The sequence below is a fragment of the Arenimonas aestuarii genome (genome assembly GCF_054781715.1).
The window spans coordinates 978274-992797 of sequence record NZ_BAAGTW010000004.1; the positions used below are offsets into that span (position 1 = coordinate 978274).

At 70.4% G+C, this 14524-nt stretch carries 15 protein-coding genes; 6 read left to right on the forward strand and 9 right to left on the reverse strand.

Annotation, left to right across the window (positions count from 1 at the left end):
• Window positions 1-2 precede the first annotated feature (2 nt).
• Window positions 3-479 (forward strand): Lrp/AsnC family transcriptional regulator, encoded by a 477-nt coding sequence (locus ACYVJH_RS05555; protein ID WP_460453631.1) that lies wholly within the window; start codon window positions 3-5, stop codon window positions 477-479.
• Window position 480: 1 nt separating this feature from the next.
• Here ACYVJH_RS05555 and ACYVJH_RS05560 read toward each other — a convergent pair whose 3' ends face one another.
• The 7 genes from ACYVJH_RS05560 to ffh form a co-directional block, all read right to left on the reverse strand.
• Window positions 481-897: an RNA-binding S4 domain-containing protein gene (locus ACYVJH_RS05560; protein ID WP_460453632.1), complete on the reverse strand. Its 417-nt coding sequence runs from the start codon at window positions 895-897 to the stop codon at window positions 481-483.
• Window positions 898-928: 31 nt separating this feature from the next.
• Window positions 929-1879, reverse strand: a complete 951-nt coding sequence (locus ACYVJH_RS05565; RefSeq protein WP_460453633.1) for an alpha/beta hydrolase family protein — start codon at window positions 1877-1879, stop codon at window positions 929-931.
• 254 nt (window positions 1880-2133) lie between these two features.
• Entirely contained in the window at window positions 2134-2502 is a 369-nt protein-coding gene (gene rplS / locus ACYVJH_RS05570; RefSeq protein WP_425488988.1) for a 50S ribosomal protein L19, read from the reverse strand.
• A gap of 137 nt (window positions 2503-2639) precedes the next feature.
• Window positions 2640-3398, reverse strand: coding sequence for a tRNA (guanosine(37)-N1)-methyltransferase TrmD (gene trmD, locus ACYVJH_RS05575; RefSeq protein ID WP_460453634.1), 759 nt, complete (start codon window positions 3396-3398; stop codon window positions 2640-2642).
• A 14-nt stretch (window positions 3399-3412) separates the two neighbouring features.
• Entirely contained in the window at window positions 3413-3919 is a 507-nt protein-coding gene (gene rimM, locus ACYVJH_RS05580) for a ribosome maturation factor RimM (RefSeq protein ID WP_460453635.1), read from the reverse strand.
• A 34-nt stretch (window positions 3920-3953) separates the two neighbouring features.
• A complete protein-coding gene (gene rpsP, locus ACYVJH_RS05585) occupies window positions 3954-4211 on the reverse strand; it encodes a 30S ribosomal protein S16 (RefSeq protein WP_188661339.1) in 258 nt (85 codons plus the stop codon).
• 103 nt (window positions 4212-4314) lie between these two features.
• A complete protein-coding gene (gene ffh, locus ACYVJH_RS05590; protein ID WP_460453636.1) occupies window positions 4315-5688 on the reverse strand; it encodes a signal recognition particle protein in 1374 nt (457 codons plus the stop codon).
• A gap of 110 nt (window positions 5689-5798) precedes the next feature.
• Here ffh and ACYVJH_RS05595 point away from each other — a divergent pair, with 110 nt between their 5' ends.
• Window positions 5799-6596, forward strand: coding sequence for a cytochrome C assembly family protein (locus ACYVJH_RS05595; protein ID WP_460453637.1), 798 nt, complete (start codon window positions 5799-5801; stop codon window positions 6594-6596).
• Window positions 6597-6606: 10 nt separating this feature from the next.
• Here the strand turns inward: ACYVJH_RS05595 and ACYVJH_RS05600 are convergent, their stop codons facing one another.
• Together ACYVJH_RS05600 and radA are read right to left on the reverse strand one after the other, a co-directional pair.
• Entirely contained in the window at window positions 6607-7098 is a 492-nt protein-coding gene (locus tag ACYVJH_RS05600) for a hypothetical protein (RefSeq protein WP_460453638.1), read from the reverse strand.
• Between the two features lie 131 nt (window positions 7099-7229).
• The gene (radA, locus tag ACYVJH_RS05605; RefSeq protein ID WP_460453639.1) at window positions 7230-8627 is read right to left on the reverse strand and encodes a DNA repair protein RadA; all 1398 of its coding nucleotides are present in this window, start codon (window positions 8625-8627) and stop codon (window positions 7230-7232) included.
• Window positions 8628-8774: 147 nt separating this feature from the next.
• Here radA and lexA point away from each other — a divergent pair, with 147 nt between their 5' ends.
• Genes lexA through ACYVJH_RS05625 form a run of 4 tightly spaced genes read left to right on the forward strand, consistent with a single transcriptional unit; the run spans window position 8775 to window position 14513 of the window.
• The gene (gene lexA / locus ACYVJH_RS05610) at window positions 8775-9380 is read left to right on the forward strand and encodes a transcriptional repressor LexA (RefSeq protein ID WP_460453640.1); all 606 of its coding nucleotides are present in this window, start codon (window positions 8775-8777) and stop codon (window positions 9378-9380) included.
• A 1-nt stretch (window position 9381) separates the two neighbouring features.
• Window positions 9382-10002 (forward strand): translesion DNA synthesis-associated protein ImuA, encoded by a 621-nt coding sequence (gene imuA, locus ACYVJH_RS05615; RefSeq protein ID WP_460453641.1) that lies wholly within the window; start codon window positions 9382-9384, stop codon window positions 10000-10002.
• 12 nt (window positions 10003-10014) lie between these two features.
• The gene (locus tag ACYVJH_RS05620; RefSeq protein ID WP_460453642.1) at window positions 10015-11433 is read left to right on the forward strand and encodes a Y-family DNA polymerase; all 1419 of its coding nucleotides are present in this window, start codon (window positions 10015-10017) and stop codon (window positions 11431-11433) included.
• Complete coding sequence (locus tag ACYVJH_RS05625) at window positions 11430-14513, forward strand: error-prone DNA polymerase (RefSeq protein WP_460453643.1); 3084 nt, start codon at window positions 11430-11432, stop codon at window positions 14511-14513. Before ACYVJH_RS05620 ends, ACYVJH_RS05625 begins: the two co-directional genes overlap by 4 nt.
• Window positions 14514-14524 lie beyond the last annotated feature (11 nt).

Genomic DNA, 14524 nt, shown 5'->3' on the forward strand with positions numbered 1-14524 from the left:
ACATGCATCTGGACCGAACAGACTTCGCCCTGCTGCGACTTCTACGGAAGAATGCGCGGCTGCCGAACAAGGAACTGGCCGCCCGGGTCGGCATTGCCCCGTCCACCGCGCTCGAACGCGTGCGGCGGCTGCGCGAAGCCGGGGTGCTGCAGGGTTTCCATGCCGAGATCGCGCCCGCCGCGGTCGGCATCGGCCTGCAGGCCATGGTCGCCGTGCGCCTGGCAAGGCACTCGCGGCCGCAGGTGGAAGCCTTCCATGCCCACCTGCTGGCCCTGCCCGAGGTGCTGAGCCTGTACCACGTGGCCGGCGCCGATGACTTCCTGGTGCACGTGGGCGTGCGCGACAGCGACCACCTGCGCGACTTCGCCATGGCGGCGCTGACCAGCCGCGAGGAGGTGGCGCACATCGAGACGCACCTGATCTTCGCCTTCAAGCGCAGCACCGACCTGCCCGTTTACCTGGACGGCGACGAAGCCTGAGCTACAGCGAGTCCAGGTCGCCCAGGGCCTGGATGAGCCGGCGCGCGCGCTTGTCGGGTTTGCCCGCCGGCGGCCGGTAGCCGGCGACGGCGGCGCGGCGTTCGGCGGCAGCCCGCAGTCGCGCCTCGCGTGCGCTTTCGTCTTCGGCGTAAAGCGCCTGGGCCACGCTGGCCGACCCGCGACGTGCGCTGAGGCCAAGCACCTGGAACTCGAAGACGTCCTCGCCCCGCCGGACCTGCATGGTTTCGCCCACGCGCACGCTGCGCGCGGCCTTGGCGCCCTGCCCGGCCACCTGCACCTTGCCGCCCTCGATGGCCTGTTTGGCCAGGGCACGGGTCTTGAAGAAGCGGGCCGCCCACAGCCAGACATCAAGCCGGACGGTCGCGCCCGCGTCGGCAGGCGGAGATTGGTTTGCCATGCGCCATGCTACGTCCGGGCGCGGCCCGGGCTCAACGTGCCCGGGCCGACAGCGCGGCTTCGATGGCGCGGGCGAGATCGAGCGAACGCGGTGCGGCCAGGCCACCGTAGCGGTCGTCCAGCGCCACCAGCGCGTCGCGCGCGGCGATCACTTCGCCGGCATCGAGCCGGGCCTGTACGCCGTCCAGTGCGCGCGCCACGGCGGCGTCGAGGTCGCGCTCGCAGGTTTCGATGTCGGGGCTGGCCTGCGCCGGGGCTTCCAACCGGTCGAGCGCCTTGGCGAAGCCGCGGGCATCGGGCACCCAGTGGTCCAGCCGCGCCGGACCGAAGCTGCGCACGCCGGCGAAACACAGGGCCTGGAAGCGTTCGCGCGCCAGGGCGTCGTTGCGACGGTTCGGCATGTCCTGGCCGCCGGACACCAGCACGAAGCGGCCCTGCCGCCGCGCCTGGTCGAACAGCTCGCGCGCGGGCGGCGGCATCAGGTTTTCCCCCACCAGCACGCTGCCGGCGAACTGCAGGCTGCCCTGGAAAACATCGGGCCAGGCCAGTGCCACGCGTTGGGCCAGGCGCGCACCGCCCGAGAACCCGCCGACATACCGGCGCCCGGGGTCGAGGCGGTAGGTGGACGCGGCAAATGCCTCGGCGTGCAGCACCGCCGGGATGCGCCGGCCGAACACGTCGGCGTCGTTGCCGGCGCCGCGTGGCATCACCAGCAGCAGGCCGCGCTGCTCCAGCACCCGCTTCCAGTCCGAGGGGATGGCGAACTCGTCCATCGGCGGCACGAACACCAGCAGGCCATAACCCGCCTCGGGCTGGCGCCTTGGCACGTAAAGATCGACGGAAAAATCACCCGGCGCAAACGGTTCCGCGGCAAGTTTCCTGCCCTCGGCGGCCAGGAAACGCGTCACGTCGCGACCCGACAGCGGGCTGAGCAAACGACGCGCGAACTCGCCGCCGTCGACGCGCTCTGACGGGCGCTCCACCGGTTGCGCTTCCAGCATTCCGGTGGCGGGCACCTGCGCCCACGCGGGAAAGACCGCGCAGGCGATCAGCAGGGCTGCGACCAGGCCAGGCAAACGAGAGCGGGCGCGACAGGTCACGGTTGGATTTTCCCGGGCGGCGGCCATGCCCTGATCCTGCTACCGGGTCGTCGCCCAGGCAAGTGCGGGCAACGCCGGCGCCACCAATGCAAACGGCCGCCCAAGGGCGGCCGTTCGCTTGCAGCATGCAGCGCGGATCAGCTGTTCGAACGCGCGGCCAGGTCTTCCTTGATGCGCGCCTTCTTGCCCTGCAGACCACGCAGGTAATACAGCTTGCTCTGGCGGACCTTGCCGTGACGCTTGACGGTCACCGAGTCGATGATCGCGCTGTGGGTCTGGAACACGCGCTCGACGCCGAAGCCGTGCGAGATCTTGCGCACGGTGAAGGCGGAGTTCAGGCCGGCGTTCTTGATGGCGATGACAACGCCTTCGTAGGCCTGCACGCGCTCGCGGTTGCCTTCCTTGACCTTGACGTTGACGACGATGGTGTCGCCCTGGGAGAACTTCGGCATTTCCCGGGTGGCCTGTTCGGCCTCGAACTGCTGCAGCAGCTTGTGGATGCTCATGATGTATACGCCTGTGATGTTTGTTTTGAGTGCGCGCCAGAGGCCCGGGAACCGTGCGTGGCTATCGTGGATCTGGTCGGTGAGCTGACCGTGTAGCCGCGCAGTATACCCGCGCAAGCCCTTGAAAGGGAAGCGGTTCAGGCCCCCGGCGGGTGGCCGGCCCGCCACTGGGCGATGAAGTCCGCCAGCAGGGTCCGGTCGGCGGCGTCCAGCCGTGCCCGGGCCAGCAGGTCCGGGCGTCGCAGCCAGGTCCGGCCCAGGCTCTGCTGGCGGCGCCAGCGGGCGATGGCGGCATGGTCCCCGGAAAGCAGCACCGCCGGCACGCCCTCGGTGCCCGAGGCTTCCGAACGAGTGTAGTGCGGGCAGTCGAGCAGGCCGTCCTCGAAGCTGTCCTGGATGGCCGAGTCGGCGTGGTTCAGGGCGCCTTCCTGCAGCCGGCCGACGGCGTCCACCAGCACCGCCGCGGCCAGTTCGCCGCCGGACAGTACGTAGTCGCCGATCGACAGCTCCTCGTCGACCTGGTCCTGGATGAAGCGCTCGTCGAGACCCTCGTAGCGGCCGCACAGCAGCACCAGGCGTGGCAGTGCGGCCAGCTCGCGGACCTTGGCCTGGGTCAGGCGCGGCCCCTGGGGACTGAGGTAGATCACCCGGGCCGGCGCCGGGTCGGCGGCCCTGGCCGCGGCCAGGCAGGCCGCAAGCGGCTCGGCCAGCATCAGCATGCCGGGGCCACCACCGAAGGGGCGCTGGTCGACGCGGCGGTAGTTGTCCGTGGCGTAATCGCGCGGGTTCCAGGCCTGGACGGCCAGCAGGCCCCTTTCCTGGGCACGGCCGACCACGCCCAGCGCGGCGCTGTCGCGGATGAACTCGGGGAACAGGCTGACGACGTCGATGCGCATGGGCGGCACCGGGCTCAGAAGTCCGGGTCCCAGTCGACCACGATGCGGCCGGCTTCGAAATCGACCGACACGATGTACTGGCCGGTGACGAAGGGCAGCAAACGCTTGCGGTCGCCTTCGACCACCATCACGTCGTTGGCGCCCGTTTCGAACAGGTGCGAGACCTTGCCCAGGGACACGCCTTCGGTGGTTTCCACGGCCAGCCCTTCCAGGTCGGCCCAATAATATTCACCGGGGGCCGGGGGCGGCAGGCGGTCGCGGGGCACCCAGATTTCGGTGCCGGCCAGGGCTTCGGCCTGTTCACGCGTTTCCACGTCGGGGAAACGGGCGATTACGGTCTTGGTGGTGTCCCGGCCGTGCACGCCCGTGATCTCGCGTTCGGTTTCGCCGGAACGCAGGATCCAGGGTTGGTAGCGGAACAGGGCATCGCGGGGCTCGGTCCAGGAGAAAAGCTTTATCTCGCCCCGGACGCCAAAGGCGCCGGCGACCCTGCCCAGCAGGATGCGGCGCCCGTTGGTCATCAGATCAGGCCTCGCGCGGGGCGAGGCCGGGGCCTCAGGCCGCGGCCTTGGCCGTGGAGACTTCCTTCACCAGCGCACTGACCTTCTCGGTCAGCTGGGCGCCGTGGGAAACCCAATGCTCGACGCGCTCGGTGTTGAGCTCGACGCGCTTTTCGTTGCCCTGGGCGACCGGGTTGTAGAAACCCAGGCGCTCGATCGAGCGGCCGTCGCGCTTGTTGCGCGAGTCGGTGACGATGATGTGGTAGAAGGGGCGCTTCTTGGCGCCGCCGCGGGTCAGACGGATCTTGACCATGAGAATTAGCTCTGCAGTTCTGGGACGGTGGTCCAGACCGCAAGGCGGCCCGGGGAATCGCGGATTATAGCGGGATTTTGCCGGAGTTGGGAAGGCTGGCGGCTCAGCGGCCCGGGAAACGACCCGGGAGCCCCCCGCCCATCATGCCCTTCATGCCCCGCATCAGGCCCTTCATGCCGCCCTGGGACAGTTTGGACATCATTTTTTCCATCTGCTGGTACTGCTTGAGGACCTTGTTCACCTCGGCCGGACTGGTGCCCGAGCCCCGGGCCACCCGGGCCCGGCGGGAGCCGTTCAGGAGGCCGGGATTGCGGCGCTCCTTCTTGGTCATCGAATTGATGATGGCGACCATGCGCGGCACTTCCTTGCCGGTGACCTGGGCCTTCACGTGCTCGGGCATCTGGCCCATGCCGGGCAGCTTGTCCATCAGGCCCGACAGGCCGCCCATGTTCTGCATCTGCTCGAGCTGGTCGCGCATGTCGTTGAGGTCGAACTTCTTGCCCTTGGCGACCTTCTCGGCCAGCTTCTGGGCCTTGTCCTTGTCGACCTTCTGCTCGACTTCCTCGACCAGGCTGAGCACGTCGCCCATGTCCAGGATGCGGCTGGCGGCACGGTCGGGATGGAACACGTCCAGGCCGTCGGGTTTTTCGCCGACGCCGACGAACTTGATCGGCTTGCCGGTGATGTAGCGCACGCTCAGCGCGGCGCCGCCGCGGGCGTCGCCGTCGGTCTTGGTCAGCACCACGCCGGTCAGCGGCAGCGCTTCGGCGAAGGCCTTGGCGGTGTTGGCGGCATCCTGGCCGGTCATGGCATCGACCACGAACAGGGTTTCGACCGGATTGACCGCGGCGTGCAGGGCCTGGATCTCGGCCATCATGGCCTCGTCGATCGTGGTGCGGCCGGCGGTGTCCACCAGCAGCACGTCGACGAAGCTCTTGCGCGCGGCGTCGATGGCGGCGCGAACGATGGCATCGGGCTTCTGGTCGGCGCTGGACGGGAAGAACAGCACGTCCACCTGTTTGGCCAGGGTTTCGAGCTGGGCGATCGCGGCCGGGCGGTAGACGTCGGCCGACACCACCATCACCTTCTTCTTCTTGCGCTCCTTCAGGTGCTTGGCGAGCTTGCCGACCGTAGTGGTCTTGCCCGCGCCCTGCAGGCCAGCCATCAGGATGACCGCCGGCGCCGGCACGTTGAGGTTGAGCTCGCTGGCCGAGGAACCCATCACCGCGGCCATCTCGTCGCGCACGACCTTGATCAGGGCCTGGCCGGGCGTGAGGCTGGTCAGCACTTCCTGGCCGACCGCGCGCACCTTGATGCGTTCGATCAGGGCCGACACCACCGGCAGGGCGACGTCGGCCTCGAGCAGCGCGATGCGAACCTCGCGGGTGGCTTCGCGGATGTTCTCCTCGGTCAGGCGGCCGCGGCCGCGCAGTTTCTGGAGGGTGCCGGACAGGCGCTGGGTCAGCGACTCGAACATGGGCCAGGGGTCTTCACTTGTGGGGCGCGAAGTATAACGCGCGGCACCGGACGCCCCCGGCCAGTCGAGAATGGTTCTCGGCTGGCCCGCCGCTGTGCCAAACTCGACCGATGCCCACCCTCGTCCTAGCCCTGCTCGCGACCCTCCTGTACGCCTTCGCCAGCCAGCAGCTGGCCGGGCATGCGCAGGCCTCGCATCCGGCGCCCCGCCGCTGGCTGTGGCTGGCACTGCCGGCGGTGGTGCTGCACGCGGCGCTGCACGGCTGGGCCTGGCAGCAGATGGGCGCGGCCGACCTGCACTTCTTCCCGGCGCTGTCGCTGGTGGGCCTGGGCATGGCCGCGCTGACCACGGTGCTCGGCCCGGCACAGCGCATCGAAGCCCTGGGCATCATCGTTTTCCCGCTGGCGGCGTTGGTGCTGCTGGCTTATGCCCTGCTGGGCGGCAGCGTCGCCCGCGTCGACCTGGACTGGCGCCTGCAGCTGCACGCCCTGATGGCCCTTCTGGCCTACGCCACCCTGGCGGTGGCCACGCTGCTGGCGCTGATGCTGTGGTTCCAGGACCACGCCCTGCGCCAGCGCCACCTGGGCGGCTGGATGCGCCTGCTGCCGCCGCTGACGCAGATGGAAACCCTGCTCTTCCGCAGCCTGGCGGCAGGATTCGTGCTGCTCAGCCTGACCCTGCTGACCGGCGTCCTTTTTGTTGATGACCTGTTCGCCCAGGACCTGGGCCACAAGACCCTGCTTTCGATCCTGTCCTGGATCGTGCTGGTGGTGCTGCTGTTCGGCCGCTGGCGCTGGGGCTGGCGTGGCCCGCGCGCGGCCAAGCTGACGCTGTTCGCCATGGTCCTGTTGCTGCTGGCCTTCTTCGGCAGCAAGTTCGTCTACGAACTGGTGCTGCAGCGCCCCTGAGGGCCAGGGATTACCTGGCCGGCGGGCGGTTGACGATCGGCGGATCCAGGCTGATGTAGTAGTGGTCGTGTTCGAGCAACTCGACGGCGGGTTTGTAGTTGTACGTGTTGCTGTCGTCGTCCTTGTCGCGGATGACCATCTGGTTTGGGTTGCCGGGCACGGTTTCGACCGAGAACTCCCCGAGCGTGCCGCCGCCTTCAGGCGGATGCAGGGTGACGCCCTGCCCGTACTGGGTCGCCCAGGCCACGGGCGTGGTGATGTTGTCCGGACTGACCCCGGAAGGCGTGACCAGGGTGAGGTAGATGTCCACGTTGTTGTTGTAGACGCTGGAGTCGAAGCTGGCGGCCCGATCGAGGTTGATGGCGCCGTTGCTGTCCACCACCGTCCCCATGTCCGGCGTGGAACCGGTTTGGCGATATGTCGCGTCGCCCCCGTAGCTATCGTCGGGGTTGTGGGTGCAGTTGAAGGTGACTTCGATATCGAGCCTGCGGTTGACCGTCATGGTGGAAGGGTCCTTTGGCGAAGTGATGCCCCGGTGCAGCGGATGCAGGCAATCAGGTGGGGCGGAGCCGGACGCAGGCCTGCAATCCAAGCTCAACGCGGCGCAGACCCGGTACCGGCCAGGCCGCCCCCCTACTGTGCGGCCGCCTCCAGCGCTTCGGAGAGCCGTTCGACGGCGATGACTTCCATGTCCTTGTAGGCGCCCTTCTTCGGCGCGTTGGCCTTGGGCACGATGGCGCGCCTGAAACCGTGGGTGGCGGCTTCCTTCAGGCGTTCTTCGCCGTTTGGAACGGGGCGGATTTCGCCGCTGAGCCCCACCTCGCCGAAGGCGATGGTTTTTTCGGCCAGCGGCCGGTCGCGCAGCGAGCTGAGCACGGCCAGCAGCACCGGCAGGTCGGCCGCGGTTTCCTGCACGCGGATGCCGCCGACGACGTTGACGAACACGTCCTGGTCACCGGTCACCACGCCGCCGTGGCGGTGCAGCACCGCCAGCAGCATCGCCAGCCGGTTCTGTTCCAGGCCCAGGGCGACGCGGCGCGGATTCGAGAGCGGCGACGCATCGACCAGCGCCTGCACCTCCACCAGCAGCGGCCGCGTGCCCTCGCGCGTCACCATGACCGCGCTGCCCGGCTGCGCCGTGCTTGAACCCGACAGGAAGATCGCCGAAGGATTCGGCACTTCGCGCAGGCCCTTGTCACCCATCGCGAACACGCCGAGCTCGTTGACCGCGCCGAAGCGGTTCTTGAACGCACGCAGCACCCGGAAGCGGCTGCCCGCCTCGCCTTCGAAATACAGCACCGCGTCGACCATGTGTTCGAGCACGCGCGGGCCGGCGATGCCGCCTTCCTTGGTGACGTGGCCGACCAGGAAGACGGACGTGCCGGTTTCCTTGGCGAAACGCACCAGCTTGGCGGCGCTTTCGCGCACCTGGCTGACCGATCCCGGTGCGGCCGTGAGCAGTTCGCTCCACAGCGTCTGGATGGAGTCGGCCACCAGCAGGCGCGGCGAAGGTTTCGCCGACGTCGCCTGGGCCAGGATTTTCTCCACGCAGGTTTCCGCCAGCGCGTGCAGGTTGTCGAGCGGCAGGCCCAGGCGCTGGGCGCGGCCGGCGACCTGGGCCAGGCTTTCTTCGCCGGTGACGTACAGGGCCGGCAGCCGCGCCGACATCAGTGCCAGCGCCTGCAGCAGCAGGGTGGACTTGCCGATGCCGGGGTCGCCGCCGACCAGCACCACCGAGCCTTCGACCATGCCGCCGCCGAGCACGCGGTCGAGCTCGCCGATGGTGGTGGACACGCGCACCTCGGCGTCCTGGCTGACGTCGCGCAGGGCGGTGACGCCGGCGGCTTCGGGGCGCCCGGCCCAGCCGCCGTGGCGGACCGCCGCCGGCGCCGCGGCCTTGGCGCTGCTGGCCGGCTCGACCACGAAGCTGGTGAGCGTGTTCCAGGCGCCGCAGTCGCCGCACTGGCCCTGCCACTGGGTGGTGGAGGAGCCGCATTCGCTGCAGACGTAGGCGGTCTTGGCTTTGGCCATGGGGTCGGGGCTCGCTTGGGGAACTTGGCGGGAAACAAAGGGTAGCCGGGCCACGTCTCAGGCCGTGAGCCTGCCCGGGGGCAGGCTGCCCCCACGCCCGGCGACGGGGGACTGGCCGGACACAGGAATACCACATATATTTGTGCCATGGATACCCTCACCGACCGCCAGCAGGCCATCCTCGACTTCGTCACCGCCCAGGTCGCGCGCGAGGGCCGGCCGCCCACCCTGGCCGAAATCGCCCGCCACTTCGGCTTCCGGCAGGCGCGGTCGGCGCAGGCCCACCTGCAGGCACTCGAGGCCAAGGGCGCGCTCACCCTGCTGCCGGGCCAGGCCCGCGGCATCCGCCTGGCCACGCTGCCGGCGCCGGTGCATTCGCTGTCGCTGCCGGTGCTGGGCAAGGTGGCGGCCGGCGAACCCATCGGCGACCCGGACTTCGAAGGCCACCTGCTGCTCGACCGCGCACTGTTCTTCCCGCGGCCCGATTACCTGCTGCGGGTGAAGGGCGACTCGATGCGCGACGACGGCATCTTCGACGGTGACCTGATCGCCGTGCACCGCACGCCCGACGCCGGCGACAACCAGATCGTGGTCGCACGCCTGGACGGCGAACTCACGGTCAAGCGCCTGCGCCGCCGCAAGGACCGCATCACCCTGCTGCCGCGCAACCCCGACCACGCCCCCATCGAGGTGCCCTCCGGCGCCGTGTTCGCCATCGAAGGCGTGTACTGCGGCCTGGTGCGCCGGGGCTGACATGGGCGCCGTGCTTTCCCTCGACACCCTGCTGGCCCAGCGCCGGCTCTGGCGCGGCCAGCCGCGTGGCCAGGCGCAGGCCACGCGCGAACCCACCGGCCACGCTGCGCTCGACGCCGCCCTGCCCGCCGGCGGCTGGCCCGAGGCCGCGCTCACCGAACTGCTGCTGCCGGCCGACGGCATCGGCGAACTCTCGCTGCTGCTGCCCACCCTGGCCCGGCTCAGCCGCGCCGGCCGCGACATCGCCTGGGTGGACCCGCCCTACCGGCCCTACGCGCCGGCGCTGGCCCGCGCCGGCATCGATCTCGCGCGCCTGCACATCGTCGACACCGGCGGCCGGCAGTCGGCCTGGGCGCTGGAACAATGCCTGCGCAGCCAGGCCTGCGGCGCCGTGCTGGGCTGGCCCCAGCGCGCCGACGACAAAACCCTGCGCCGGCTGCAGGTGGCGGCGGAAGCCGGCCAGGCCCTGGGCTTCCTGTTCCGGCCGCTGGCGGCGGCGCGCAATCCTTCGCCGGCGGCGCTGCGGCTGCAGTTCGAAAGTGGCGGGCTGCGCATACTCAAATGCCGCGGCAGCCATCCCCCTGCGTTGCCGGTGCCCTACGCACCGGCCCTTCGGCACTGATGCCGGCACGCCGTGCTCTGGGCCGCCATCCATTTGCCGCGACGGGCGCTCGACGCCGCGCTCCGGCGCCAGCCTGACCCCAGCGCCCCGCTGGCCCTGGCCGACGGGCCGCCGCAGCGGCGGATGGTGGTGCAGGCCAATGCGTCCGCGCTGGCCGCCGGCGTGCGCACCGGGCAGCCGCTGGCGGCGGCAATGGCGCTATGCCCCACCCTCGCTGCCGTGTCCTTCGACGCGGGCGAAGCCAGCCGTTTGCTCGACCTGGCCTGCGCCTGGGCCTACCGCTATTCCGGCCAGGTCTGCCGCGACGGTGCCGACACGCTATGGCTCGAGGTCGGCGGCAGCCTGGGCCTGTTCGGGCCCTGGCCACGTTTTGAACGCCTGCTGCGCGATGACCTGCGCGAACTGGGACTGGCGCATACGCTGGCGGTGGCGCCGACGCCGCTGGGCGCGCTGTGCCTGGCGAAGCAGCAGGACGGCCTGGTGGTGCGCGACGGCGTCCAGCTGCGCCGCGCCCTGGGCGTCCTGCCGGTGGCGCTGGCGCCGTTCGATCAACGCACGCACGCCGCCCTGGCCAGCCTGGGCCTGCGCCGCCTGCGGCAGTTGTTCGCGCTGCCGCGGCCGGGCCTGCGCCGGCGCTTTGGCGTCGGCCTGCTCGACACCCTCGACCGGCTCACCGGCGACGCGCCCGACCCGCGGCCGTGTTACCAGCCGCCGGACATCTTCGAGGCGCGCTTCGAGTTCGACGACGAAATCCGCTACCACACCGGCCTGCTGTTCCCGCTGAAACGCTTGCTCGGCGACCTGTGCGCTTTCCTGGTTGGCCGCGACGGCGGCGTGCAGCAGTTCGAGCTGGTGTACGAACACGACCTGCGTCCGCCCAGCGCGCACGTGGTCGGCGCGGTCGCGGCCGAACGCGATCCGGCGCGCTTGTTCGATCTGGCGAAACTGGTGATCGAACGTGAACCGATCCCGGCACCGGTGCGCGCCTTCGGCATCCGCGCCACCGACCTGCCGCCCTTCGTGCCGGCCGGGCGCGACCTGTTCGAGGCCCGGCCCGCCGGCGCGATGGACTGGCCGGCCCTGCAGGCGCGGCTGCAGGCCCGCCTGGGCAACGACGCCGTGCACCAGTGGGCGCCGCACGCCGACCCGCGCCCCGAACACGCCCAGCGCCGGGTGCGCGAACTGCGCGGTCGTTACCTTTTGCCACCCGCCCTGCCCCGCCCGACCTGGCTGCTTGAACGTCCCATCCCGCTGCGCGGCGCGGCGCCACGTTTGCTGGCCGGGCCCGAGCGCATCGAATCGGGCTGGTGGGACGGCGACGACCTGCGCCGCGATTATTACGTCGCGCTCACCGCCGAAGGCCAGCGCGCCTGGATCTTCTGCGCCGCCGGCGAACGTGGGCCCTTCATGCTGCACGGCTGGTTCGCGTGAGCACGCCCGGCTACGCCGAACTGCACTGCCTGTCGCCTTTCAGCTTCGGCCGCGGGGCATCGGGCGCGCGCGACCTATTCGAACGCGCCAGGCAGCAGGGCTACGCCGCGCTGGCGATCACCGACGAATGCACCCTGGCCGGCATCGTGCGCGCCTGGGAAGCATCCAAAGCCACCGGCGTGCCGCTGATCACCGGCAGCGAGCTGCGCCTGGACGATGGCCCACGCTGCGTGTTGCTGGTGGAGGATGAGGCCGGCTACCGGCGCCTGTGCGAACTGGTCACCACCGGCCGCCGGCGCAGCGCCAAGGGCGAATACCGGCTGCACCGCCACGACCTTCAGGCCGACAACACCGGCCTGCTGGCGCTGTGGCTGCCCGGTGCCGAACCGGACCCGGACGAAGGTGCATGGCTGCACGGCTGTTTCCCTGGCCGCTGCTGGCTCGCGGTGGAACTGCACCGCGGCCCCGACGACGACGCCCGGCTGGCAAGGTTGCGGGCGCTGGCCACCATGCTGGGCCTGCCGGCGGTGGCCAGCGGCGACGTGCACATGCACGTGCGCGGCCGGCGCGCGCTGCAGGACGTGCTGACCGCCACCCGCCACCACCTCACCGTGGCCGACGCCGGCGCGCATCTTTTCCCCAACGGCGAGCGCCACCTGCGCACGCGCCGGGCGCTGGCGGCCATCTACCCACCGGACCTGCTCGAGGAAACCCGTCGCATCGCCGCGCGCTGCCGCTTCGACCTGGGCACGCTGCAATACCGCTACCCGCGCGAACTGGTGCCCGAGGGCCATACGCCGTCGAGCTGGCTGCGCGAACTCACGACCGAAGGCATGGCGCGGCGCTGGCCCGACGGCACGCCGGAAAAAGTGCGCGCGCAGATCGAGCAGGAGCTGCTGCTGGTTGCCGAACTGCAGTACGAAGCGTTTTTCCTGACCGTGCACGACATCGTGGTGTTCGCACGAAGCCAGGGCATCCTGTGCCAGGGCCGCGGCTCGGCGGCGAACTCGGCGGTGTGTTTCGCGCTGGGCATCACCGAGGTGGACCCGGCGCGCATGAACCTGCTGTTCGGGCGTTTCCTGTCGAAGGAGCGCAACGAACCGCCCGACATCGACGTCGATTTCGAACACGAACGACGCGAGGAAGTCATCCAATACGTGTTCCGCAAGTACGGCCGCGACCGCGCCGCACTGGCGGCCACCGTCATCTGCTATCGCGGCAAGAGCGCCGTGCGCGACGTCGCCCGGGCCCTGGGCCTGCCGCCGGACCAGGTGGACCAGCTGAGCCGCTGTTTCGCCTGGTGGGACGGTGAATCGCCGATCGAGGAGCGCCTGCACGAACGTGGCTTCGACGCCGGCTCGCCGGTCATGCGGCGGGTGCTGGCGCTCACACGCCAGCTGCTCGACACGCCCCGGCACCTCAGCCAGCACGTCGGCGGCTTCGTCATCTCCGGCCAGCCGCTGCACCACCTGGTGCCGGTGCAGAACGCCGCCATGCCCGAGCGAACGCTGATCGAATGGGACAAGGACGACCTCGAATCCCTGGGCCTGCTCAAGGTCGATTGCCTGGCGCTGGGCATGCTCACCGCGGTCAGCAAATGCCTGGCGCTGCTGCGCGAACACCGCGGCCGCGACCTCACGCCGGCGACCATTCCCGCCGAGGACCCGGCCACCTACGCGATGATCCGCCGGGCCGACACCGTCGGCGTCTTCCAGATCGAATCACGCGCGCAGATGGCCATGCTGCCGCGGCTCAAGCCGCGCACCTTCTACGACCTGGTGGTGCAGGTGGCCATCGTCCGGCCCGGGCCGATCCAGGGAAAGATGGTGCACCCTTACCTGCAGCGCCGGCAGGGCCTGGAGCCGGTGACCTACCCGTCGGCGGCGCTGGAGGAAGTATTCCGGCGCACCCTGGGCGTGCCGCTATTCCAGGAACAGGTGATGCAGGTGGCGATCGTCGCCGCCGGCTTTTCCGCCGGCGAAGCCGACGAACTGCGGCGCGGCATGGCCGCCTGGAAACGCCGCGGCGGGCTCGAACACTTCCGCGACCGCCTGTTCGCCGGCCTGGCGAAAAACGGCTACGACACCGACTTCGCCGAACGCATCTTCGAACAGATCCGCGGCTTCGGCAGCTACGGCTTCCCGGAATCACACGCCGCCAGCTTCGCGCTGATCACCTACGCCAGCTGCTGGCTCAAGTGCCACGAGCCGGCCGCCTTCACCTGCGCGCTGATGAACTCGCAGCCCTTGGGTTTTTATTCCAACAGCCAGCTGGTTCAGGACGTGCGCCGCGGTGGCGTCGTCGTGCGGCCGGTGGACGTGCGCCACAGCCACTGGGACAACGCGCTGGAAGCCTGGCCCGGCGATGCCGCCCGGCAGCCGGCCCTGCGCCTGGGCCTGCGCGAAATCGCCGGCCTGCCGCGCGCCGCCGGCGAGGCGCTGGTCGCCGCGCGCGCGGCCCGCCCCTTCGACGACGTCGCCGACCTGTGCCATCGCGCCAACCTGGACGAACGCGCCCGTGCCCTGCTGGCCGAGGCCGGTGCCCTGAAGGGGCTGGCCGGCCACCGGCACCGTGCACGCTGGGCCGTGGGCGGCGTCGAGGCGCAGCTGCCGCTGTTCGACGGTTCGCCGGCCGAAGACGCCGTCAGCCTGCCCGTGCCCAGCACCGGCGAGGACCTGCTGGCCGACTACGCCCGCCTGGGCCTGACGCTGGGCCCGCATCCGCTGTCGCTGCTGCGCCGCCAGCTGGCCAGCCGCCGCTACCGGCGTTCGCGTGAACTGCGCGAACTGCCGCACGGCAGCCGCGTGCGCGCCGCCGGCCTGGTGACCATGCGCCAACGCCCCGAAACCGCCAGCGGCACCACCTTCATCACCCTCGAGGACGAGGACGGCATGGTCAACGTGGTGGTCTGGCGCGACCTCGGCGAACGCCAGCGCCGCGTGCTCATCGAGTCCCGCCTGCTGGGCGTCGAAGGCCGCTGGGAAACCGTCGACGGCGTGCACCACCTCATCGCCAGCCGCCTGCACGACGAAAGCGCCCTGGCGCACCAGCTCAACGCAAGGTCGCGGGATTTCCGCTAGGACGGCGAGTA

What these genes read in the sequence shown, in the direction of transcription:
- ACYVJH_RS05555 (WP_460453631.1), top strand. Translation starts at nt 3, where the DNA reads ATGCATCTGGACCGAACAGACTTCGCCCTGCTGCGACTTCTACGGAAG.
- ACYVJH_RS05560 (WP_460453632.1), bottom strand. Translation starts at nt 897, where the DNA reads ATGGCAAACCAATCTCCGCCTGCCGACGCGGGCGCGACCGTCCGGCTT.
- rplS (WP_425488988.1), bottom strand. Translation starts at nt 2,502, where the DNA reads ATGAGCATCCACAAGCTGCTGCAGCAGTTCGAGGCCGAACAGGCCACC.
- trmD (WP_460453634.1), bottom strand. Translation starts at nt 3,398, where the DNA reads ATGCGCATCGACGTCGTCAGCCTGTTCCCCGAGTTCATCCGCGACAGC.
- rimM (WP_460453635.1), bottom strand. Translation starts at nt 3,919, where the DNA reads ATGACCAACGGGCGCCGCATCCTGCTGGGCAGGGTCGCCGGCGCCTTT.
- rpsP (WP_188661339.1), bottom strand. Translation starts at nt 4,211, where the DNA reads ATGGTCAAGATCCGTCTGACCCGCGGCGGCGCCAAGAAGCGCCCCTTC.
- ffh (WP_460453636.1), bottom strand. Translation starts at nt 5,688, where the DNA reads ATGTTCGAGTCGCTGACCCAGCGCCTGTCCGGCACCCTCCAGAAACTG.
- ACYVJH_RS05595 (WP_460453637.1), top strand. Translation starts at nt 5,799, where the DNA reads ATGCCCACCCTCGTCCTAGCCCTGCTCGCGACCCTCCTGTACGCCTTC.
- ACYVJH_RS05600 (WP_460453638.1), bottom strand. Translation starts at nt 7,098, where the DNA reads ATGACGGTCAACCGCAGGCTCGATATCGAAGTCACCTTCAACTGCACC.
- radA (WP_460453639.1), bottom strand. Translation starts at nt 8,627, where the DNA reads ATGGCCAAAGCCAAGACCGCCTACGTCTGCAGCGAATGCGGCTCCTCC.
- lexA (WP_460453640.1), top strand. Translation starts at nt 8,775, where the DNA reads ATGGATACCCTCACCGACCGCCAGCAGGCCATCCTCGACTTCGTCACC.
- imuA (WP_460453641.1), top strand. Translation starts at nt 9,382, where the DNA reads ATGGGCGCCGTGCTTTCCCTCGACACCCTGCTGGCCCAGCGCCGGCTC.